We start from the raw sequence: 20,132 nt of genomic DNA, 5'->3' as shown, positions 1-20,132 counted from the left end.
GGCTCAGCTCAGCTCAGATCCAGCACGATGGGCTGGTGGTCCGAGGCCGACGTCTCGGACTGCACGCTCATGTCGGCGACGCGTCCCGCCAGGTCTTCGGTGACGAAAAAATAGTCGTAGCAGCCGGGCTTTTCGGGCCATTTGAAGCCGTGCAGGCCGGCCGTCGGCGCGCGCGCCATGTCGCCGTGGCGCACCCGCCACGCGTCGACCAGGCCGAGCGCGCCGGCCGGCGCGGGCGCCAGCAGGGCGCGATAGTCTTCCGAGTCGGGCCCGAAGTTGAAATCGCCGCAGTAGATGGCCGTGCCGGGCCGGAAACCGAGCTGGAACGGCGGCTCGAGATCGGGCTCGGGCTGGTAGACGGCAGCCCGGGCGCACGTTTCCTCGTGCAGTTCGCGGATGCGCCGCACCTGTGCCCGGCGCTGCATGGGCGAACAGTACTCGAGGTGGGTCGTCAGCAGGCGCAGCTTGCCGCCGGGCGCTTCCAGCACGGTTTCGATCATCCCGCGCGGCATGCCGGACGGGTGTTCCGGATCGACGGGCCACGGCAGCATGTGGCGCTGCGCCTGGGTGATGCGGAATTTGGACAACAGGATATTGCCGAATTGGCGAGGCAGATTGTTGCGATAGATTTCGCTCGGCGCCTGCTCGATCATGTGATACCCGCCGAACGCGCCGGCGAGCTGCTTGAACTGGCTGGCGCTGGCACTGCCTTCCAGTTCCGGATGGTTGGAAGCCACTTCCTGCAGGCAGATCACATCGGGATTCAGCTTGCGCAGCACATCGATGATTGCGTGGATGCGGATGCGTCCGTCCCTCCCACAGCCCCAGTGAATATTCCAGCTAACCACACGCATTCGATACCTCCGTAACACTCAACTGCCAGAGTTTGCCATTCTTTGGAGAATGACGGTCACACGGTAGGATCGATGTCAAGCTAACAAGTTCACCGGAACAGTGTCCGGAACGGCCGCCTGGCAGAAGCGGCGCGCGTCGCCGCGCCGGCGTCCGGCCGCCTCTTTCCGTATCAGGCGGGTTCGATCTCGTCCAGCGGCCAGCGCGGCCGCACATTGAATGCGTAATCGCGCTGCGCCGCCTCCGGATTGCGCTCCAGCCGCAGCGCGCCCGCGAACGCGATCATCGCGCCGTTATCGGTGCAGAACTCCAGCTCCGGGTAATACACCTTGAACCGTTTCTTGGCCGCCGCCGCGTCCAGCGACGCGCGCAGCTGGCGGTTGGCGCCCACGCCGCCGGCGATCACGAGGCGCTTCAGGCCCGTGTGCTTGAGCGCCAGCACGCACTTCGCCGTCAGCACGTCGACGATGGCATCGACGAAGCCGCGCGCGATGTTGGCCTTGTCCTGCTCGCACACGTTGGTGATGTCGGTAGCACTGTTCTTCACGACCGTGAGCACGGCCGTTTTCAGGCCCGAGAAGCTGAAATTGAAGTCCTTCGAGTGCAGCATCGGGCGCGGCAGTTTATACGCTTCCGGATCGCCGAATTCCGCCAGGCGCGAGATCGCCGGACCGCCCGGATAGCCGAGCCCCAGCAGCTTGGCCGACTTGTCGAACGCTTCGCCGGCCGCGTCGTCCAGCGTCTCGCCCAGCAGCGTGTAGCGGCCGACGCCGTCCACGCGCATCAGCTGCGTGTGGCCGCCCGAGACGAGCAGGGCGACGAACGGGAATTCCGGCCGCTCGCTGGCCAGGAGCGGCGACAGCAGATGGCCTTCGAGGTGGTGCACGCCCAGCACCGGCTTGTCCAGCGCGAGCGCGAGGCTGCACGCGACGGACGACCCGACCAGCAGCGCGCCGGCCAGGCCCGGGCCCTGCGTGTAGGCGATGGCGTCGACGCGCTCCAGCGGCAGGTCGGCCTGCGCGAGCACCTGTTCCAGCAGCGGTAAGGCGCGCCGGATGTGGTCGCGCGACGCCAGTTCCGGCACGACGCCGCCGTACTCCTCATGCATCGCGACCTGCGAGTGCAGTGCGTGGGCCAGCAGGCCGCGCTCCGTGTCGTACAGAGCCAGGCCGGTTTCATCGCAGGAGGATTCGACGCCGAGGACAATCATGGGCAAGCAGGAACAGTATGAGGAAGACAAGATGGCCGCTGCCTTCGCGGCGCGCAATCCGCCATTGTACCTCGCATCGGCTAAAATCGAGCACCGCCAAGCACAGCCCTCCGCATGACGCCCGCCGAATCCCTGTTCCACGCGGCCCGCGCGCACCTCGACGCGGGCGACCATGCCGCCGCCCGGGATGCCCTGCGCGCCGCGCTGGCGCTCGATCCGGATGCGGCGGCCGTCCACGCCAACCTCGCCTTCGCGCTCGCCGCCGGCGGCGACGCCGACGCCGCCGAGACCCACTACCGCCGCGCCATCGCGCTCGCGCCGCACGCGTTGCAGACGTACCTGAACCTCGGCGCCATGCTCACGGCGCGGCACCGCGCCGACGCCGCGCTGGCCGTCTACGATGCCGTGCCGGCATTCGTCCCGGTGTCGCCCGCGCTGCTGTCGAACCGCGGCATGGCGCTCGCCGCCGCCGGCCGCGAGGATGACGCGGAAGCCTGCTACCGCCGCGCGCTGGCGCTCGATCCGGATTACCGCAAGGCCGCGTTCAACCTGGCCTACGTCCTGCTGCGCCAGGGCCGCTGGGACGAAGGCTGGCTGCGCCTGGAAGCGCGCGACTGGCTGGCGCCGATGCAGGATTACCTGCGCCTGCCGCGCTGGGACGGCGGGCCGCTGGCCGGGCGGCGCATCCTCGTCGGCGTGGAAGCCGGCCATGGCGACATGATCCAGTTCTGCCGCTACTGCGACCAACTGAAGGCCGCCGGCGCCGCGCGCGTGGGCGTGCTGTGCCACCCGGGGCTGGTCGCCCTGTTCGGCAGCCTGCGCGGCGCGGACGAGATCATTCCGCTCGACCGGTCGTTCGAGCGCGCCGATTGGGACGTATGGGCCGCGCCGCTCAGCCTCCCGCAGCATTTCCGCACGACGGTCGATACGGTGCCGGCCGCGCTGCCCTACCTCGCGCCGGACCGCGCACGCAGCGCGCGCCTTGCGCCGCTGCTGGCGGCCGCGCCGGACGAGATGAAGATAGGCCTCGTGTGGAAGGGCAATCCGCGCTTCGAGAACGATGCCGCGCGTTCGCTGCCCGGTCTCGCGACGCTGGCGCCGCTGCTGCGGGTGCGCGGCGTACGCTGGTTCAGCCTGCAGAAAGGGCCGGGCGAGGACGAGGCAAAGGAAGGTGTGGTCGACCTGGCGCCGGCGATCGAGGACTTTGCCGACACGGCCGTGCTGATCGCCGGCCTGGATCTCGTGATCACGGTCGATACGGCCTGCGCCCACCTGGCCGGGGCGCTCGGCAAACCGTGCTGGGTGCTGCTGCCGGCGTGGCAGACGGACTGGCGCTGGCTCGCGGACCGCGCGGACACGCCCTGGTATCCGCACGTGATGCGCCTGTTCCGCCAGCGCCGCGACGGCGCGTGGGATGAGGTGATCCGGGACGTCGCCGGAGCGCTCGCGGATCTGGCTCCGATGCGGCCGACGTAAATGCCGGCAGCGTTAACGTCGTCCCCGCGCAGGCGGGGACCCAAGTTCTGCGGCCATAAGTCAAAAATTGGGTTCCTGCCTGCGCAGGAACGACGAATTACGTCGCTCACTTGTAGAGCGACGAATTTACATCATGCAGTTGCAGAACGACGAATTACCTCATGCATTTGTAGAAACCCGTCGTCCCCGCGCAGGCGGGGACCCAAGTTGCGCGCGCGATCGCGGCGCATCCCGAACTTGGGCGCAAGGCCCCAGGGCATCACGCCCGCTGCAGCAATTCCTGGTGCGCGCTGCGCAGCATGGCCTCCGTGTCGTCCCAGGCGATGCAGCCGTCCGTGACCGAGCAGCCGTACTTCAGCTGCGCCAGGTCGCCCGGGATCGGCTGGCTGCCGCCGACGATGTTCGACTCGATCATCACGCCGACGAGCGACTGGTTGCCGTGCTTGATCTGCTGGATGACGTCCGACATGACGAGCGGCTGCAGTTCCGGCTTTTTATAGCTGTTGGCGTGCGAGCAGTCGACGACGAGGTTCGCGGGCAGGCCGGCCTTCTTGAGCGCCTGTTCGGCAATCGCGACGGATACCGAGTCGTAGTTCGGGCGCCCGCCGCCGCCGCGCAGCACGACGTGGCCATAGGCATTGCCGCTGGTGCGCACGATCGACACGCTGCCCTGGTCGTTGATGCCCAGGAAGGAGTGCGGGCTGGACGAGGACAACACGGCGTTGACGGCGATGCTGACGTCGCCGTCGGTGCCGTTCTTGAAGCCGACGGGCGTCGACAGGCCGGACGACATCTCGCGGTGCGTCTGCGATTCCGTCGTGCGCGCGCCGATCGCGGTCCAGGCGATCAGGTCGCCCAGGTATTGCGGAGAAATCGGGTCGAGCGCCTCGGTGGCGGTCGGCAGGCCCAGCTCGCACACGTCGAGCAGGAACTGGCGCGCGCGCTCCATGCCGACGTCGACGCGGAACGAGTCGTCCATGAACGGGTCGTTGATATAACCCTTCCAGCCGGTCGTCGTGCGCGGCTTTTCGAAATACACGCGCATCACGAGCACCATCGTATCCTGCACCTCGGCCTGCAGCGCCTTGAGGCGGCGCGCATAGTCGAGGCCCGCGACCGGGTCGTGGATCGAGCAGGGACCGACGACGACGAACAGGCGCTTGTCCTTGCGGTCGAGGATGTTGCGCAGGGTCTCGCGGCCCTTCATCACGGTGGTGAAGGCCTTGTCCGTCAGCGGCAGTTTCTTGTGCAGCGCGCTGGGCGTCGGCATGGTCGCGAACGAGGTGACGTTGGTGTTTTCGATATCGGGCGTGATCAGCATGGCAAGTCTTGTTTGTTCCTGAGGGATCAATGAGTCTAGCCTGAAATCGGCCATCCTGCACCCTCTTGCCCAAAAAACTCGCATCGGTGAGGGCCGGCGCGGGATGGTATGCTGTCATCCATGGATACGACCACCACACCCGGGAACCCGGAATCGTTTGCCGCCGCCCGCTTCATCAAGGAGATCGGCCGCGGCGTGAAGGGCGCGCGCAGCATGACGCGCGAGGATGCGAAGCTGCTCTACGGCGCGATACTCGACGGGCGGGTGTCCGACCTGGAACTGGGCGGCATCCTGCTCGCGATGCGCATCAAGGGCGAATCGGTGGAAGAAATCGCCGGCTTCATGGACGCGGCGGAAGCCTCGTTCGCGCCGTTGCCCGCGCCGCCCGGCGCCTTCGCGCCCGTGCTGATCCCCAGCTACAACGGCGCGCGCAAGCTGGCCAACCTGACGCCGCTGCTGGCGCTGCTGCTTGCGCGCGAGGGGGTGCCGGTGCTCGTGCATGGCGTCCAGGAAGATCCGGGGCGGGTGACGACGGCCGAGATCTTCGCCGAAATGGGCATCGGCCCCGTCGGTTCCACGGCCGACATGCTCGACGCCTTCGCGGACAAGAAACCGTGCTTCATGCCGATCGAACGGCTGGCACCGGAACTGGCGCACCAGCTGTCGCTGCGCCGCATCCTCGGCGTGCGCAATTCCACGCACACCCTCGTCAAGATCCTGCAACCGTTCGAGGGCCCGGCGCTGCGGCTCGTGTCGTACACGCATCCGGAATACCTGGCGATGCTGACCGACTATTTTCAGGCCGCCGCCCCGCACCCGCGCGGCGACGCCTTCCTCATGCGCGGCACTGAAGGCGAGACGGTGGCGAACGCCAACCGCGCCCAGGAAATCAACTGGTTCCACGCCGGCCAAAAGACGCTGCTGGTCGAGCGCGACGCCCCGACCGACGAGCTGGCGCCGGCCCCGGAAGGCCGCGACGCGGCCGCCACCGCCGACTGGATCGCGCGCGCGCTGCGGGGCGAACAGCCCGTGCCGCCGCCGATCGCGGCGCAGGTGGCGCAATGCGTGAAAGTCGCCAGGGCATTGCGGTAGCGGGTAGGGTGGGCACCCTGTGCCCACGCGTAACGCCAACATGCCGCAAACATCCGCGTGGGCTCTGAGAGCCCACCCTACGATTGTCCCGGTTCGTCGCGTACAATCACGCCTTTTGCGCGCAGCATTGACGGAAGAGGCATGGCAAAACACTACGACGTGGCGATCATCGGCGCCGGCGCCGCCGGCATGATGTGCGCCGCCACCGCGGCCCGGCGCGGCAAGCGCGTCCTGCTGGTCGACCACGCCGGCAAGCTCGCCGAAAAAATCCGCATCTCGGGCGGCGGCCGCTGCAACTTCACCAACATCAACGCCGGCCCGCAGAATTTCCTGTCCGAGAATCCGCATTTCTGCCGCAGCGCGCTGTCGCGCTACACGCCCCACGATTTCCTCGCGCTCGTCAAGAAGCACCGCATCGCGTACCACGAAAAGCACCGCGGCCAGCTGTTCTGCGACGACTCGTCCGAACAGATCATCGCGATGCTCAAGGCCGAATGCGACGCGGGCGGCGTCCACTGGCGCATGCCGTGCAAGGTGGCCGGCGTCACGCGGAGCGCTGACGGCTTCCGCATCGACGCGGATGGCGAACCCATCCTCGCCAGCAATGTCGTGGTCGCAACGGGTGGCCTGTCGATCCCGAAGATCGGCGCCACCGACCTGGGCTACCGCATCGCGAAGCACTTCGACCTGAAGATCGTCGAGACGCGCCCGGGCCTCGTGCCGCTGACGTTCGACGGCCCCAGCTGGCAACCGTTCGTGCCGCTGGCCGGCATCGCGCTCGAAGTCGACGTCGTCACCGGTTCGAAAAAAGGGAAAAATTCGAAGTACGGATATTTCCGCGAAGATTTATTGTTCACGCACCGCGGCCTGTCCGGCCCGGCCATCCTGCAAATCTCCAGCTACTGGCAGCCGGGCACGCCCATCGTGCTGAACCTGCTGCCGGAAATGGATGTGGCGGAAGAACTGATCGGCATGAAGACGACAGTGAAAAAGCAGCTGGGCAATGTCTTGTCGCAATGGCTGCCCACCCGCCTGGCGGAGGGACTGGTGCTCGGCAACGGTTTCGCGCTGGATGCGCGCCTGCCCGACATGGCAGATGCGAAATTGCGCAAGCTGGGCGATGCGATCAACCGCTGGGCCATCGTGCCGACCGGATCGGAAGGTTATAAGAAGGCCGAGGTGACGCTGGGCGGCGTCGACACGCGCGAATTGTCGCAGCAGACCATGATGGCGAACAATATTCCGGGCCTGTATTTCATTGGCGAGACGGTCGACGTCACGGGCTGGCTCGGCGGATATAATTTCCAGTGGGCATGGGCTTCCGGCGTCGCGGCGGGTGGGGCGATCGAGTGAAACTGCTGCGATGTGGCAACAAACACACTGATGAAAAACTTCGCACAGATCTTGAAAAGCTGTTAGAATTTCGTTCTTCCCTAAATCCAACGGTTTCATTTTTACATGACCACTATCCGCCTTAAAGAAAACGAGCCGTTCGAAGTCGCTATGCGTCGCTTCAAGCGCACTATCGAAAAAACCGGTCTGCTGACGGAACTGCGCGCTCGCGAGTTCTACGAGAAGCCGACTGCAGAGCGCAAGCGCAAGCTGGCAGCTGCCGTGAAGCGTCACTACAAGCGCATCCGCAGCCAGCAACTGCCGAAGAAGCTGTACTGATTTACGTTCACGCCTGACCCGGTGACGGCCGATTGCCAGTCCCGGCTTTGCAAGGCCTGAATTCGACGAAGCCCGCTCCGGTTGTGCCGCAGCGGGTTTTGCCTTTTGCCCCTATCGAATGGAGTTTCCATGAGCCTGAAAGACCAAATCACCGACGACATGAAAGCCGCGATGCGCGCCAAGGACAGCGAGCGCCTTTCCACCATCCGTCTCTTGATCGCCGAGATCAAGCGCAAGGAAGTGGACGAGCGCATCGAGCTGGATGACGCGCAGGTGGTGGCCATCGTCGAGAAGATGATCAAGCAGCGCAAGGATTCGATCAGCCAGTTCGAAGGTGGTGGTCGCCAGGATCTGGCTGACAAGGAACAGTCCGAATTGACCGTGCTGGCGGCGTATATGCCGGCCGGCCTGTCGGATGAAGAAGTCGCCGCCGAAGTGGCTGCCGCGGTCGCCGCATCGGGCGCCGCCGGTCCGCAGGACATGGGCAAGGTGATGGGCATCCTGAAACCGAAACTGGCCGGCCGTGCCGACATGACGGCCGTTTCGGCCCAGGTCAAGAAAGCCCTCGCTGGCGCTTGATGCCTGCGCAGGTTGATGCTTGTACAAGGCTGCGGCATCGTTGCCACGGCCGTGTCTGTTTTTGATGCACCGGAGCGGCAACGCCATGTTGCATTGTTGCAAATCAACTTGTAACGAGCCCTGCGGTATAGTCTGACCTGAGACAAATACTGTTAGATCAAGTGATTCCGCAATCATTCATTACCGACTTGCTCAATCGCGTTGACATCGTCGACGTGGTGGGGCGTTACGTGCAGTTGAAAAAGGGCGGCGCCAATTACATGGGGCTCTGTCCGTTTCACAACGAAAAATCCCCCAGTTTTACGGTCAGCCCGACCAAGCAGTTTTATCACTGTTTCGGCTGCGGCGCCCATGGCACCGCCATCGGCTTCATGATCGAATATTCGGGCATGGGTTTCGTCGACGCCGTCAAGGACCTGGCGCAAAGCGTCGGCATGGTGGTACCCCAGGCCGACGACAAGATCCCGCCGGCCCAGCGCGCCGCCCAGCAGGCGCAGACGCTGGCCCTGTCGGACGCGTTGAACCAGGCCTGCGACTTCTACCGCGCCCAGTTGCGCGCCGCGCCGAACGCCATTGCCTATCTAAAAGGCCGCGGCCTGACGGGCGAAGTGGCCGCCCGCTTCGGCCTCGGCTATGCGCCCGGCGGCTGGGACAACCTGCGCTCGGTCTTCCGCGATTACGACGCGCTGGCGCTCGTCGAATCCGGACTCGTCATCGATAAAGTCGACGAGGATGGCAGCAATAAGAAGCGGTACGACCGTTTCCGCGAACGGATCATGTTCCCGATCCGAAACACGAAAGGGCAGGTGATCGGCTTCGGCGGCCGGGTGCTCGACGGCGGCGAGCCGAAGTACCTGAACTCCCCGGAAACGCCGCTGTTCCAGAAAGGTCACGAGTTATACGGCCTGTTCGAGGCGCGCCAGGCGATCCGCGACGCCGGCTATGTGCTGGTGACGGAAGGTTATATGGACGTCGTCGCCCTGGCCCAGCTCGGCTTCCCGCAAGCCGTGGCAACGCTCGGCACGGCTTGTACCAGTACCCACGTGCAAAAGCTGCTGCGCCAGACGGACAATGTCATCTTCAGTTTCGACGGCGACAAGGCCGGCCGCCGCGCCGCCCGCCGTGCGCTGGAAGCCTGTTTGCCCCAGGTAACGGACAACAAGACGATCAGGTTCCTGTTCTTGCCGCAAGAACACGATCCGGACAGCTATGTGCGCGAATTCGGCGCGGACGCGTTCGCCCAGGAAATCAACGAAGCGATGCCGCTGTCGCAATTCCTGCTGCGCGAGGTGACGACGGAACACGATCTCGATACGCCGGAAGGCCGGGCGCGCGTCCAGTTCGATGCGAAACCGCTGCTGCAATCGATGACGCCGACGGCCCTGCGCCTGCAGATCGTGCGCGGCCTGGCGAACCTCACCGAGTCAACGCCGGCGGAGATCGAAGCGTTGTTCGAGTTGTCCAAGCCGGTTGCGGTTGCGCGCAAGGCACCGCCGCGCCAGGGACGGCCGGAACCGGTCGGCCTGGAATTGCAGATGTCGCGCATCCTCGTCGCGCATCCGGCGCTGGCATTGGGGCTGGATGAATCGGCGCTGCGCGCGTTTGATCATTTCGGCGTCGAGCAGGCCGAGCGCTTGCGCCAGCTCGTGGCGATGGCGCAGGAATTGGGGGCGAACGGTACGTTCGCCGCGTTGTCCGAGCAGTTGAAGGAAACGAGCAGCGAGTACGACAACCTGATTGCGTCGATCGCGGTGGAACCCGAATCGGATATCGACAGCGACCGCGTATGGCTGACAAGTGCTGTGAGGCAAGTCAAGATGGACGTATTGAAACAGGAGTTGAACCAGTTGTTTTCTTCTGGATTGACCCCAGATCAGGTGAGTGCCCGCTATCGCGAAATCACAGCTCAGCAGGACCTCTTGGCCCGGGAAGCAGCAAACGACACCCCTGCGAAATTCGCCTGACGGACGACGGTCGCCATGCCGGCGTTCTCGACTGGAAAGTATAGGGGCGCGTGCTATAATAAAACGCTAACTATTGCAAGCATTGAAACGATTTTTCGTATCAATCCGTGCGGGGTGTTTCAGTTAGCTGGGCAACAGATTTGTGCCTGCAGCGTGATGTAAGGTAACAAAACTTTATCTTTAACCATAGTAAAGTGGTCGTTGTGACTTCGAAAGCGCCTGTGCCAACCAAGAAACCCGAACCCAAAGTGGCTACCAAATCCACCAGGATGTCCGCTAAAGTGGACAATTCTCAAGACAAGGCGGAAGCTCGCGTTGCGGGTGTCGCCCCAGTCAACCAGACGACCGACGCGGAAGCCCTCGCCGCGATCGACACGTCGGGCTACGTGCTGCCGGCCGTCAAGGTGCCAGGCCGGCGTGGCCGCAAGCCCAAGGAATTCACCCCCGAGAATGACGAAGTTGCCGCCCTGAACGCGGTCGAGCGCGCCGAGCTGAAAGCCGTCGACAAGGCCAAGGCCAAGGACCGCAAGGCCAAGGAAAAGGCGCTGCTGAAAGATGCGTTCTCGTCGGACACGGAAGCGAGCGAAGAGGAACTGGAAATCCGCCGCCAGAAGCTCAAGGCCCTGATCAAATCGGGCAAGGAGCGCGGCTTCCTCACGTATTCCGAGATCAACGACCATCTGCCGGACAACATCGTCGATCCGGAAGCAATCGAAGGCATCATCGGCACGTTCAACGACATGGGCATTGCCGTCTACGAGCACGCCCCAGATGCCGAAACGCTGCTGCTGTCCGATAATGTCGCCACCGTCACGAGCGACGACGAAGCCGAGGCTGCCGCCGAAGCGGCGCTGTCGACCGTCGATTCCGATTTCGGCCGCACCACCGACCCCGTCCGCATGTACATGCGCGAGATGGGCTCCGTCGAGCTGCTGACCCGCGAGGGCGAGATCGAGATCGCCAAACGCATCGAGGACGGCCTGCGCGACATGATCCAGGCGATCTCCGCCTGCCCGGTGACGATCGCCGAAATCATCGATGCGGCGCGCCGCATCGAGCAGGACGAGATCAAGATCGACGAAATCGTCGACGGCATGGTCGACCCGGACGAAGACGAAGCGACGTCGCCGAGCGCCGTCGCCCCGGCCGCGACCGACGCCGACGACGACGAGGAAGACGACGGCGAAGAGGAAGAAGAGGAAGAGGAAGAAGAGGCGAACGCCAATTCCGGCGCCGCCGGTTATTCCGCCGAACAGCTCGAGCAGCTGAAGAACTCGGCCCTCGAAAAATTCAGCATCATCGAACAGCAGTTCGACAAGATGCGCAAGGCCTACGAAAAGCAGGGCTACAACTCCGACGGCTATATCAAGGCCCAGGAATCGATCTCGAACGAACTGCTCGGCATCCGCTTCACCGCCAAGGTCGTCGAGAAGCTGTGCGATACCCTGCGCGGCCAGGTCGACGAAGTGCGTCACATCGAGAAGCAGATCCTGGACGTGGCCGTGAACCGCTGCGGCATGCCGCGCGCCCACTTCATCAAGGTCTTCCCGGGCAACGAGACGAACCTCGAATGGGTCGACGGCGAAGTGAACGCCGGCCACGCCTACAGCGCCATCCTCGGCCGCAATATCCCGACGATCAAGGAACTGCAGCAGCGCCTGATCGACCTGCAAGCCCGCGTCGTCCTGCCGCTGCCGGACCTGCGCAACATCAACCGCCAGATGGCGGCCGGTGAAATGAAGGCGCGCAAGGCCAAGCGCGAAATGACGGAAGCAAACTTGCGTCTGGTCATTTCGATCGCGAAAAAGTACACGAACCGCGGCCTGCAATTCCTCGACCTGATCCAGGAAGGCAATATCGGCCTGATGAAGGCAGTGGACAAGTTCGAATATCGCCGCGGTTATAAATTCTCGACGTACGCCACGTGGTGGATCCGTCAGGCCATTACCCGTTCGATCGCGGACCAGGCGCGCACGATCCGTATTCCGGTGCACATGATCGAAACGATCAACAAGATGAACCGGATCTCGCGCCAGATTCTGCAGGAAACGGGCGCCGAGCCGGACCCTGCAACCCTCGCGATCAAGATGGAAATGCCGGAAGACAAGATCCGGAAGATCATGAAGATCGCGAAAGAGCCGATTTCGATGGAAACGCCGATCGGCGACGACGACGACTCGCATCTGGGCGACTTTATCGAGGACAACAACACGCTGGCGCCTTCTGACGCCGCGCTGCATGCCTCGATGCGCGGTGTGGTGAAGGACGTGCTCGACTCGCTGACGCCGCGTGAAGCGAAGGTGCTGCGCATGCGCTTCGGCATCGAAATGTCGACCGACCACACGCTGGAGGAGGTCGGCAAGCAATTCGACGTCACCCGCGAGCGTATCCGCCAGATCGAAGCGAAGGCGCTGCGCAAGCTGCGCCACCCGTCGCGTTCCGACAAGCTGAAGAGCTTCCTCGAGAACAACAGCGGCTGAGGCTTGACGGACCCACGCTAAAACAATATCCTCTCGCCACTTCGGACAATCCGGCACGCAGGTGCCGTCCGCGAGTGGCGAGTTTTTAGCGTCTTCGGATGTACCAGTTTCGGGCCTCTAGCTCATGCCTGGTTAGAGCAGCGGACTCATAATCCGTTGGTGCCCGGTTCGACTCCGGGGAGGCCTACCAGAATAAAGTAATGAAAACAAAGGGTTGCGTGATTGAGTGCGTAACCCTTTTCCTTTTCTACCTCCGCTCATCGCTCCATGTAGCCGCTGTGTAACCCGGTTTGGGAGTTTTCTGGTCAAACGACTCGCCATGAGCGGGTTTTCTACTACAACTCACACATAGGAATAGCATGAAACGCATTCTCGCACTGCTGGCCTGCCTGGCCCTCTCCATGTCGGCATTCGCCGCCGACTCCATCAAGACCAAAGCCGGGACACTGGCCTCTACCGGTGCAATCTACGAAGCCGCGTTGACGCTGGACGGTAAGCCCTTCTACGTCGACCACGAAGTCATTGGCTTCTCCTTTGACTCCGAACAGTACCCGGTCAAGTTCGATGTCGCAGGGCACGACGTGGTGCTGGTCTCGGCCGCGACCTCCGCACAGTGCCAGTCGTGGCTGCTGGTGTCGTTCCCCGCTGTCGGTAAGCCTGATGTGGTGAAAGACGTGGACAGCTACTGCGGCGACGGTATGTGGCCGACGATTACAGTCAAGGGAAGCAGCCTCTTCGTGCGCAAGGTCGACGCCAAGAGGAAGGCTAAGCCGACGGAGTACCACGTGACTCCGGATGGCTACCTGACTAAACCCTTCACCATTTAACCGGGTTCAGTTAACTTTAAATCCACATCCCCCATCTCCATCGGAAGAGCGATAGAACGTTATTGGTTTTGCAGTCTTGGATCTCCTGTACGTGACCATCCTGCCTTGCTTGATCCCAGAGCCAATCTGAGCAAAAACATATTCGCCGCCAATCTTCCCGTCGATTACCTCAACTCGGGTAAGCTCGTAATTTCCGGCATCTGGATCGTCCTCCATGCCCGTTTTCACGAAATTCGTGAGCACCAATGGCATCGTGCCCTTCGATCCTACATATTGCACGACCGCGCCAACTTCCTTGCCGAGATCTGTATCCGTATACGCCTTCAGAATAAATTGAATCCGCTTGTCCGAACCACTTCGTGCCGCATGGGTCCAGCACGATTCTTCCACCTGCACTTCAGCGTGCACTATGCTTGTCCCAAGGATCGCAACACAAAACGCATATAGTTTATTCATTTAAGCATCTGGTCTCTGTTTGTTAAGCGGAACGAAAATTTTCCAAGAAGGAATTCTCAGAAAAAACCTTTTTTTTCGGTGACCGTGCGAGTCCGGTTCCTCAGTCGGTTCTTTTTCACTATTTCTTCTCCAGTCGAACGTTATGGTTTCCGATGTCGCATCCGCAATCCGGTCGAGCAGAGTATCTCGCAAAAAGAGGATACTCTGGAGCCGGCAATCCAGACCGTTCAGATTTTCGATATGGCTTCCCCCGCCGTTGACAGCTTTGCTCGCAGCGATCGCATCGCTTTGTGCAATGCCGTGGTCCATAATTCTCGATACCCCCCCCGTTTATATAATACAAAGTAAGCAGCTGAATCAGTGCAGTTCGCTGCATTGAAATTTGTTGTCGCGTGCAATGTAATCGTCTGGATTCCAACCTATTTCGTCACATGTGCCGTTTGCAATTGTATGCGGAAAGCCACGGAAATTCCCGTACGATATGTAAGTCTCCTCCGGTAATCCCCCGTTTTTAGAACGTTCTAAAAGTAGAGGTTAAGCGGCAAGGGCAAGTTTCTGTTTTGGTGTGATGCCGCCGAATGCCATATTGGGCCGGTCGTGATTGTAGGTCCACAGCCAATGAGTGGCAAATTCCTGGATTTCGTCGAGCGTTTCAAAGAGGTGGTGCGCCAGCCAATCGTAGCGTACGGTCCTGATGTAACGTTCGACGTAAGCATTTTGCTGAGGTTGGCCTGACTGGATGAAATCGATGCGGATGCCGCGTTTGGCGGCCCACGCCAAGGTCACGGCGCTGATGTACTCAGGGCCGTTGTCGCAACGGATCGCCTCCGATTTGCCGCGCCATTCGATAATCCGGTCCAGTGATCTGATGACACGTTCGGCGGGCAGCGAGAAGTCGACCTCGATTCCCAGGCCTTCCCGATTGAAGTCATCGATGACGTTGAACAGCCGGATGCTGCGTCCGTCGGCGAGTTGGTCATGCATGAAGTCCATCGACCAGCATTGGTTGATTGCGGTCGGCACAGCCAACGGCAACGGCTTCTCGCGTACTAGGCGATGGCGCGGCTTGATCCGCAGATTCAGCTCGAGTTCTCGATAAATCCTGTAGACCCTATTGTGGTTCCACTTGAAGTCTTTGACGTTGCGCAGGTACAGGAAGCACAGACCGAAGCCCCAGTTGCGCTGGTTGTTCGTTAGCCGAACCAGCCAATCAGCAATGATGGCGTTTTCCGCGTCCAGCTTTGCCTTGTAGCGGTAGCAGGTCTGACTGATGCCAAACGCCCGACATGCCAGGTTAATCGTGGCTGACCGCTGTGCCACGGCCCACTGCGTCATCTCTCGCCGCTGAGATGGCGCTACCACTTTTTTGTCAGCGCCTCGGCAACGATCTCGGCCTTCAGACGTTCTTCGGCATACATTTTCTTCAGTCGCCGATTTTCGTCCTCGAGCTCCTTCATGCGCGCCATGAGCGACGCGTCCATCCCGCCGTACTTGGCGCGCCATTTGTAGAACGTGGCGTTGCTGATTCCGTGCTCGCGGCACAGCTCCGGTACAGGGCTGCCGGCTTCGGCTTGCTTGAGGATGGCGATGATCTGGCTGTCGGTAAATCGGGATGTCTTCATGTAGAGCTTTCTGTCTTAGGTAGAAAATTCTACTTCCAAACGCGCTCTTTTTGCGGGGGGATTACCCACTCCAGGATTAAAGCAGGTAGCGGAGCGCCAATAGGAGAATTGATGCGTGTTTGGCCTTTTCGACGAACGAAGGAGGTTACAAGTCATTTTGGGCCGGAATGATCTCTTGCCGGCACTAAACTGACTTGGAACCGCCGGCCACGGATGACTAGATTCCTCTCTTGGCTGGCCCCGTCTTCGAGGAGACGATAGCTAAATGAACCGTCGTTATTAGGAATTAAACCATTTCCGGCGTCGTCCAAGTCATCACCATGGTCGATGAGCATGCTGATGCTCTTTAGGCAACTCTGCAATAGAAGTTGGTCACGGAGCTCGATTTTTGCGCGGGAAATTTCAATCAGTAGTAGATATTCCTCATAACCTGCACCACAATAACCTCGTCCCGTAGAATTTGGTCGCGACGGCTCACGGCTAAGCACAATAAATAGTGGGCCGTTCTGATCGCTGTTATCAGAAATCATACGAGCATCGTATGCTCGCATCAAGTGATTAGATGTCGCGTTGGAAACCTGATAATTTAAGTTTTCCCCGGTTTCTTTGGCGACTAAGCGGTGATTCTGCATTTTTACAGAAACCCGACTGTCGTGCGAGGACAGCAGCAAAACCTCGTCGGTAGCATTCGTTGGGATAGCGACGAAAATGTTAATGAGAATAAAAAAAAATCTAATTTTGCTTGACATGGTCCGCATAGACTACCCCTGAGTAACGCCACAGACTTTTTTTGGTCGGTGGCTTGGCGTATTCGTCCTTATCACGTTTATGTAGTTCTTGTTCTGATTTGCCTTTGTTTTCCTCCTTTGTTATATCCCATCCGATATTTGCCGTTTCATTGTCTGAGAGGATTGCTGGGTTTCGGATCCATTTTTTGTTTTCTTTATCCCATTCGTGATAATGTCCCGAGTTCCAGCGACACCACGTTTCTAGCTGTAATTGCTCCTCGGTAAAAGTGCGTTTTTCGCCTCCTTTTAGGTAAATTTCTGCTTCTTTTCTTTTTGTGCGATAAAGCGTGAAACCGGCGCGAATATTTGCTTTCCAATCCCAAGCCTCATTATATTTTGGTTTCGGGTCGGTTAATTGTGTTAGGCCGTATCCGCCATCAAAGGCGACAATGGGTTCGTGATCCGCACTGATAAATTGTTTAAATTTGCTTTCTTGATCTACAAGGCGGTCGAACCCTGGAATGTTGTCAAAGGTTGCAATATACTCCCTGATCTTGTCTTCGGTTGGATTTGTTCCTAGAATTTGAACTGATCTTCGTAAGGTCGTGGTGCCAGATTTTACGACTACAGTTAAGGTGCCACCTAAGCATAGGCCATTTAGATCGGCCGTCCATGAAGTGACGCCTTCAAATTCTTTCCCAGTTTGGCTCCAGTTTTTGATAGTGCGCCCTCGTTTTTTTGATTCACGAAGGCCGCTAGTGGCCGCCGCCCACTTAATTTCCCATTTCCAAATACATTTCTGACTCTCGTCTACTTCTGGTTGGAAAAAAATTCGTGGAAACACTCCGTTTTCGTCGATATAAAATTTCTCGCCTTCGGCTGGGCTTTTCCACGATCCGCTGCTGTTTTTCACAACCACTTTAACTAGGGAGCCCTTGGTCTCGTTCGCCTTGGCGCCAGTGGCGACTTGCTTAAATTCGTTGTCGCTCATAAACGATGACTCCTGATCTAGAGAATTTCAACGGATAGTTCTTGCGGCGACGAGGTGTAAATCCGGTCAGTTAGTCCTTGTGCATTCGTTACGCCTTCCCAGTATTGCCCATCCGCCGCGCGGATTCGATACTGGCGATGTGCCAGTGGCGTTTCTCCGTCCTCAGCAACAAAGTGAAAACGCTCATCAAATTTCCCGCGTTCCGGTATCGGTATAAAATTTTTAGTGCTTTTCGTGTAGTTGGGATGAGGACGATTTTGAGGGCCAAGTGTTTCTAAGTTTCCGTGAATGAGCACAGGCGTGGAGGTGTAGATCTGCACCCGGTCGCTGACTTCTACCATGCTCCCGGCACCGTGCAGTCGCACCCCTTTTTTGCCCTTCAAGTCCACCCAGTCGGATTGACTGATCAGTGTGAGCACCTTACGCGCAATGACGTCGACGTCGTCGTCCTGGGCATGAACCGTCACTTTGCCGGCCGCCGCGATTAACTTCATACCGGCCGTTTGAATGAATAGCCGAAAGGTTTGCTTGATGCTAGCGAATAAGCTATCTCCGGTCGCGATTGATAAACTGCGGCCAGTTGTTAGCGACGCGTGTTCGCTGCTCGCGATGTGAGTCGACTTCGCGGTGGTAGTTTCGATGCCAGCTGGACTGGCCAACACGAGGTGAGGCTCCGTCAATTCGGGAAATTTGTCGCCGTTTCCTCGAATGGAGTCGTTCTGCGCCTCTAAAGCATCGGCCACATCGTGCTGCTGCCCGCTTTCCTGGGCTTCGCACTTCAGTGCAGCGACGGCGAGAGCGGCATGCAACTCATGTGCAGTTTCGAGTCGTTGGATGGTTTCGCCCATATCTTTCATGGATGATTGCGCGCGCTGGCGACTCTCGGTCGTGACCAGCAAGCCCGCAGCCGCGCGCGCCACCCCATGTCCGTCCGTGCGTAGCTCAAAGCCTTCGCCGCGGACATCCTTGCGACCGCTGGTATCGTCGATGCGGCTGATATGGCCCAGCGACAACTGGCTACACTGATGATCGCTTTTCAACTGCGCCTGAATTTTGCCGGCCGTGTCGTCAAGGATCAGGTGATTGCCACGCCTGCCACTGGCGCCTCCCTGCAATTCCCGACTCCGCAGCCCGGACAAGGCTTGCTGTCCCGGCAACTTCCACGGCGGCATATGCGTGTAGTTATAAAGCGCCCCGAGAATGACAGGACGGTCGATGTTCGCGTCCAGAAAGACCACCGCCACTTCCTCGCCGACCCGCGGCAGGCGAATGTTCCCGAACTGGTTGCCCGCGCCCGGCGACATGACGCGCAGCCACGGAGAGCTGTTCTCGTCGTAATTGCCCAGCCTGTCCCAGTGAAACTGGACCCTGACGCGTCCGTAGCCATCAGTGTGGATCTCGGCCCCGTCAGGCCCGACGACGATGGCACTCTGGATGCCGGGATAGGTGCAGGGCTGGCTGTTGTAGTGGCGTCCCGGGCGCCACCGAATATCTTTGCGCACGCACCGGAACGTGTTCTCGTAGTCTGACGGCGCGCCCGCTCCGGCCTGGTAGTTGTTGCTGGCCTCGTGGTCGACGGACAGGATCAGATAGTCCCGGTCGCCAATGCTCGGATGGGGCGCTTCTCCCCATTTGGGGACTTGCAGCTCGGCGCTGAAGTGGCCGCCGAGCTTGAAGCAGCGGCCCGGCTGGGCGGTGCGATCGTTGCCTCGCGCTTCGAAATATTGGGTGTTCGCGTCGCGCTCGCCCATGCGCCGGTAGGCGAGTTTTTCGCCATCGTCGTGGGTGCGGAAACCGTACGATCCCGTGTTTTCGTAGACCTCGTACGGAAAGACGTCGCCCTGGTTGTTGAGGGATTCGGCGGTCGAACGCTGCACAATCGGGTTCTTGTAATCGAAGCTTGCCAGGGTCGTCTGGCCGGAACCGATGCGCCGCACGGGACTCCATTCGCGGATGCCATCGTCTTCGAGCGAACCCGCCTTGTCGCGGAACGGGATTTCGCCGGAATCGTCGATCCCGGTCGGATCGATGGGCCGCACGAGCGTACTCCTGTCGTAGAGCCACAGTGTGTGTCCATCTGCCCGGTGCTCATAATGGTACGTAAGCCCGAGCGCCTCCCAGCGGCGATGCAAATGGTTGTAGTCGGTCTCGTTGTACTGGTTCGCGCAGGTCATCCGCGGATCGGCGTCGATCATGTGCGTGCGCCAGTCGGCTTGGCGGTAATGCGCGAACGTGAGTTCGGTCAATTCGATGACGCTCTTGCCGTGGAACGACACGTTGTCCTTGCGCAGCCTGGCGAATGCCAGCCACGGTTCGAGCACCATGCGGTAGAACGCGAAGCCGCCGTCTGCACGCACGAAGCGGAATTCGGTGACGTAGCCATTGAAGTAGCGCAGAGAACCGTCTTCGCGCACGACGGAAATCGTCACCATCCTGGCCATCATCGCCTTCAGGGGAATCCGGGCGTCGTCCGACAGGAGCTCAACCTCGACGCGGAAGCAGCGGGAGACTTCTTCGCGCGCGGTCATCCGGTTCGGCAGGAGGATGGCATCCGGTCCATCACTGTGGGGGAAGTCCATGCGCATGAGGCGGTCGTGCTGCGCATTTTGGCTGAACACCGACAGCGCAGCGCCCGCCGCGATCGCTTGGCTACCATCCATGCAGCACCTCCGATGGTTTATCAGGTATCAGATTTCCGTCGGTTAAGGTAACCAACAGAATTCGAGCGACCTTGATACGACGCAATAAACGGACTCTGCTTTATCGTGTTGGTGACAGCAGGGCAACGAATGGACGCCGCATGTATTCATCACCTCCGACGGCCGCTCCGGTTTCGATTTCCTCGTCGGTCACTGGGCAGTCC

General features: G+C 60.5%; 17 protein-coding genes and 1 tRNA gene. 9 read left to right on the top strand and 9 right to left on the bottom strand.

Translation table 11 applies throughout. From position 1 onward, the window contains the following. Positions 1-8 precede the first annotated feature (8 nt). Both ACEN9Q_RS21360 and tsaD read right to left on the bottom strand, forming a co-directional pair. The gene (locus ACEN9Q_RS21360) at positions 9-854 is read right to left on the bottom strand and encodes an endonuclease/exonuclease/phosphatase family protein (protein ID WP_495625963.1); all 846 of its coding nucleotides are present in this window, start codon (positions 852-854) and stop codon (positions 9-11) included. 170 nt (positions 855-1,024) lie between these two features. Then, on the bottom strand, positions 1,025-2,062 hold the full coding sequence (tsaD, locus tag ACEN9Q_RS21355) for a tRNA (adenosine(37)-N6)-threonylcarbamoyltransferase complex transferase subunit TsaD (protein ID WP_495625962.1): 1,038 nt from the start codon (positions 2,060-2,062) through the stop codon (positions 1,025-1,027). Positions 2,063-2,176: 114 nt separating this feature from the next. Between tsaD and ACEN9Q_RS21350 the strand changes: the two genes are divergently transcribed. Next, positions 2,177-3,538 (top strand): tetratricopeptide repeat protein, encoded by a 1,362-nt coding sequence (locus tag ACEN9Q_RS21350; RefSeq protein ID WP_495625961.1) that lies wholly within the window; start codon positions 2,177-2,179, stop codon positions 3,536-3,538. 259 nt (positions 3,539-3,797) lie between these two features. On the opposite strand, the gene ACEN9Q_RS21345 is transcribed toward ACEN9Q_RS21350, so the two are convergent. Continuing rightward, entirely contained in the window at positions 3,798-4,856 is a 1,059-nt protein-coding gene (locus ACEN9Q_RS21345) for a 3-deoxy-7-phosphoheptulonate synthase (protein WP_495628978.1), read from the bottom strand. 123 nt (positions 4,857-4,979) lie between these two features. On the opposite strand from ACEN9Q_RS21345, the gene ybiB reads away from it, so the two are divergent. The 8 genes from ybiB (at position 4,980) to ACEN9Q_RS21305 (ending at position 13,472) form a co-directional block, all read left to right on the top strand. Continuing rightward, the gene (gene ybiB / locus ACEN9Q_RS21340; protein ID WP_495625960.1) at positions 4,980-5,951 is read left to right on the top strand and encodes a DNA-binding protein YbiB; all 972 of its coding nucleotides are present in this window, start codon (positions 4,980-4,982) and stop codon (positions 5,949-5,951) included. Positions 5,952-6,092: 141 nt separating this feature from the next. Continuing rightward, positions 6,093-7,304, top strand: a complete 1,212-nt coding sequence (locus tag ACEN9Q_RS21335) for a BaiN/RdsA family NAD(P)/FAD-dependent oxidoreductase (RefSeq protein ID WP_495625959.1) — start codon at positions 6,093-6,095, stop codon at positions 7,302-7,304. Positions 7,305-7,409: 105 nt separating this feature from the next. Then, positions 7,410-7,622 carry a 30S ribosomal protein S21 gene (rpsU, locus tag ACEN9Q_RS21330; RefSeq protein WP_005665410.1) on the top strand — a complete coding sequence of 71 codons (213 nt, stop codon included), beginning with the start codon at positions 7,410-7,412 and terminating at the stop codon, positions 7,620-7,622. 129 nt (positions 7,623-7,751) lie between these two features. Continuing rightward, positions 7,752-8,201 carry a GatB/YqeY domain-containing protein gene (locus tag ACEN9Q_RS21325; protein ID WP_495625958.1) on the top strand — a complete coding sequence of 150 codons (450 nt, stop codon included), beginning with the start codon at positions 7,752-7,754 and terminating at the stop codon, positions 8,199-8,201. Positions 8,202-8,362: 161 nt separating this feature from the next. Next, positions 8,363-10,165, top strand: a complete 1,803-nt coding sequence (gene dnaG, locus ACEN9Q_RS21320; RefSeq protein WP_495625957.1) for a DNA primase — start codon at positions 8,363-8,365, stop codon at positions 10,163-10,165. 269 nt (positions 10,166-10,434) lie between these two features. Next, positions 10,435-12,645 (top strand): RNA polymerase sigma factor RpoD, encoded by a 2,211-nt coding sequence (gene rpoD / locus ACEN9Q_RS21315; protein ID WP_056441195.1) that lies wholly within the window; start codon positions 10,435-10,437, stop codon positions 12,643-12,645. Positions 12,646-12,756: 111 nt separating this feature from the next. Next, positions 12,757-12,835, top strand: a tRNA-Ile gene (locus ACEN9Q_RS21310). 169 nt (positions 12,836-13,004) lie between these two features. Continuing rightward, positions 13,005-13,472, top strand: a complete 468-nt coding sequence (locus ACEN9Q_RS21305; RefSeq protein WP_495625956.1) for a hypothetical protein — start codon at positions 13,005-13,007, stop codon at positions 13,470-13,472. A 6-nt stretch (positions 13,473-13,478) separates the two neighbouring features. Here ACEN9Q_RS21305 and ACEN9Q_RS21300 read toward each other — a convergent pair whose 3' ends face one another. The 6 genes from ACEN9Q_RS21300 to ACEN9Q_RS21275 form a co-directional block, all read right to left on the bottom strand. Further along, a complete protein-coding gene (locus ACEN9Q_RS21300; RefSeq protein ID WP_495625955.1) occupies positions 13,479-13,928 on the bottom strand; it encodes a hypothetical protein in 450 nt (149 codons plus the stop codon). Beyond that, positions 13,929-14,237: a hypothetical protein gene (locus ACEN9Q_RS21295; protein ID WP_495625954.1), complete on the bottom strand. Its 309-nt coding sequence runs from the start codon at positions 14,235-14,237 to the stop codon at positions 13,929-13,931. Positions 14,238-14,462: 225 nt separating this feature from the next. Next, a protein-coding gene (locus ACEN9Q_RS21290) for an IS3 family transposase (RefSeq protein ID WP_495625953.1) occupies positions 14,463-15,550 on the bottom strand; the annotation gives its coding sequence in 2 pieces (ribosomal slippage) (positions 14,463-15,298 and positions 15,298-15,550; 1,089 coding nt in all). Positions 15,551-15,702: 152 nt separating this feature from the next. Further along, a complete protein-coding gene (locus ACEN9Q_RS21285) occupies positions 15,703-16,299 on the bottom strand; it encodes a hypothetical protein (protein ID WP_495625952.1) in 597 nt (198 codons plus the stop codon). Continuing rightward, a complete protein-coding gene (locus ACEN9Q_RS21280; protein WP_495625951.1) occupies positions 16,283-17,269 on the bottom strand; it encodes a hypothetical protein in 987 nt (328 codons plus the stop codon). The genes ACEN9Q_RS21285 and ACEN9Q_RS21280 overlap by 17 nt, the downstream gene beginning before the upstream one ends. 17 nt (positions 17,270-17,286) lie before the next feature. After that, on the bottom strand, positions 17,287-19,929 hold the full coding sequence (locus tag ACEN9Q_RS21275) for a type VI secretion system Vgr family protein (protein WP_495625950.1): 2,643 nt from the start codon (positions 19,927-19,929) through the stop codon (positions 17,287-17,289). Positions 19,930-20,132: the final 203 nt, after the last annotated feature.

This window comes from Massilia sp. Masssp93 (assembly GCF_059491295.1).
This window is presented reverse-complemented; position numbering and strand designations above follow the sequence as displayed.

Coding starts and splice junctions, on each gene's coding strand:
- ACEN9Q_RS21360 (WP_495625963.1), bottom strand. CDS start 854: ATGCGTGTGGTTAGCTGGAATATTCACTGGGGCTGTGGGAGGGACGGA.
- tsaD (WP_495625962.1), bottom strand. CDS start 2,062: ATGATTGTCCTCGGCGTCGAATCCTCCTGCGATGAAACCGGCCTGGCT.
- ACEN9Q_RS21350 (WP_495625961.1), top strand. CDS start 2,177: ATGACGCCCGCCGAATCCCTGTTCCACGCGGCCCGCGCGCACCTCGAC.
- ybiB (WP_495625960.1), top strand. CDS start 4,980: ATGGATACGACCACCACACCCGGGAACCCGGAATCGTTTGCCGCCGCC.
- ACEN9Q_RS21335 (WP_495625959.1), top strand. CDS start 6,093: ATGGCAAAACACTACGACGTGGCGATCATCGGCGCCGGCGCCGCCGGC.
- rpsU (WP_005665410.1), top strand. CDS start 7,410: ATGACCACTATCCGCCTTAAAGAAAACGAGCCGTTCGAAGTCGCTATG.
- ACEN9Q_RS21325 (WP_495625958.1), top strand. CDS start 7,752: ATGAGCCTGAAAGACCAAATCACCGACGACATGAAAGCCGCGATGCGC.
- rpoD (WP_056441195.1), top strand. CDS start 10,435: ATGTCCGCTAAAGTGGACAATTCTCAAGACAAGGCGGAAGCTCGCGTT.
- ACEN9Q_RS21305 (WP_495625956.1), top strand. CDS start 13,005: ATGAAACGCATTCTCGCACTGCTGGCCTGCCTGGCCCTCTCCATGTCG.
- ACEN9Q_RS21300 (WP_495625955.1), bottom strand. CDS start 13,928: ATGAATAAACTATATGCGTTTTGTGTTGCGATCCTTGGGACAAGCATA.
- ACEN9Q_RS21295 (WP_495625954.1), bottom strand. CDS start 14,237: ATGGACCACGGCATTGCACAAAGCGATGCGATCGCTGCGAGCAAAGCT.
- ACEN9Q_RS21285 (WP_495625952.1), bottom strand. CDS start 16,299: ATGTCAAGCAAAATTAGATTTTTTTTTATTCTCATTAACATTTTCGTC.
- ACEN9Q_RS21280 (WP_495625951.1), bottom strand. CDS start 17,269: ATGAGCGACAACGAATTTAAGCAAGTCGCCACTGGCGCCAAGGCGAAC.
- ACEN9Q_RS21275 (WP_495625950.1), bottom strand. CDS start 19,929: ATGGATGGTAGCCAAGCGATCGCGGCGGGCGCTGCGCTGTCGGTGTTC.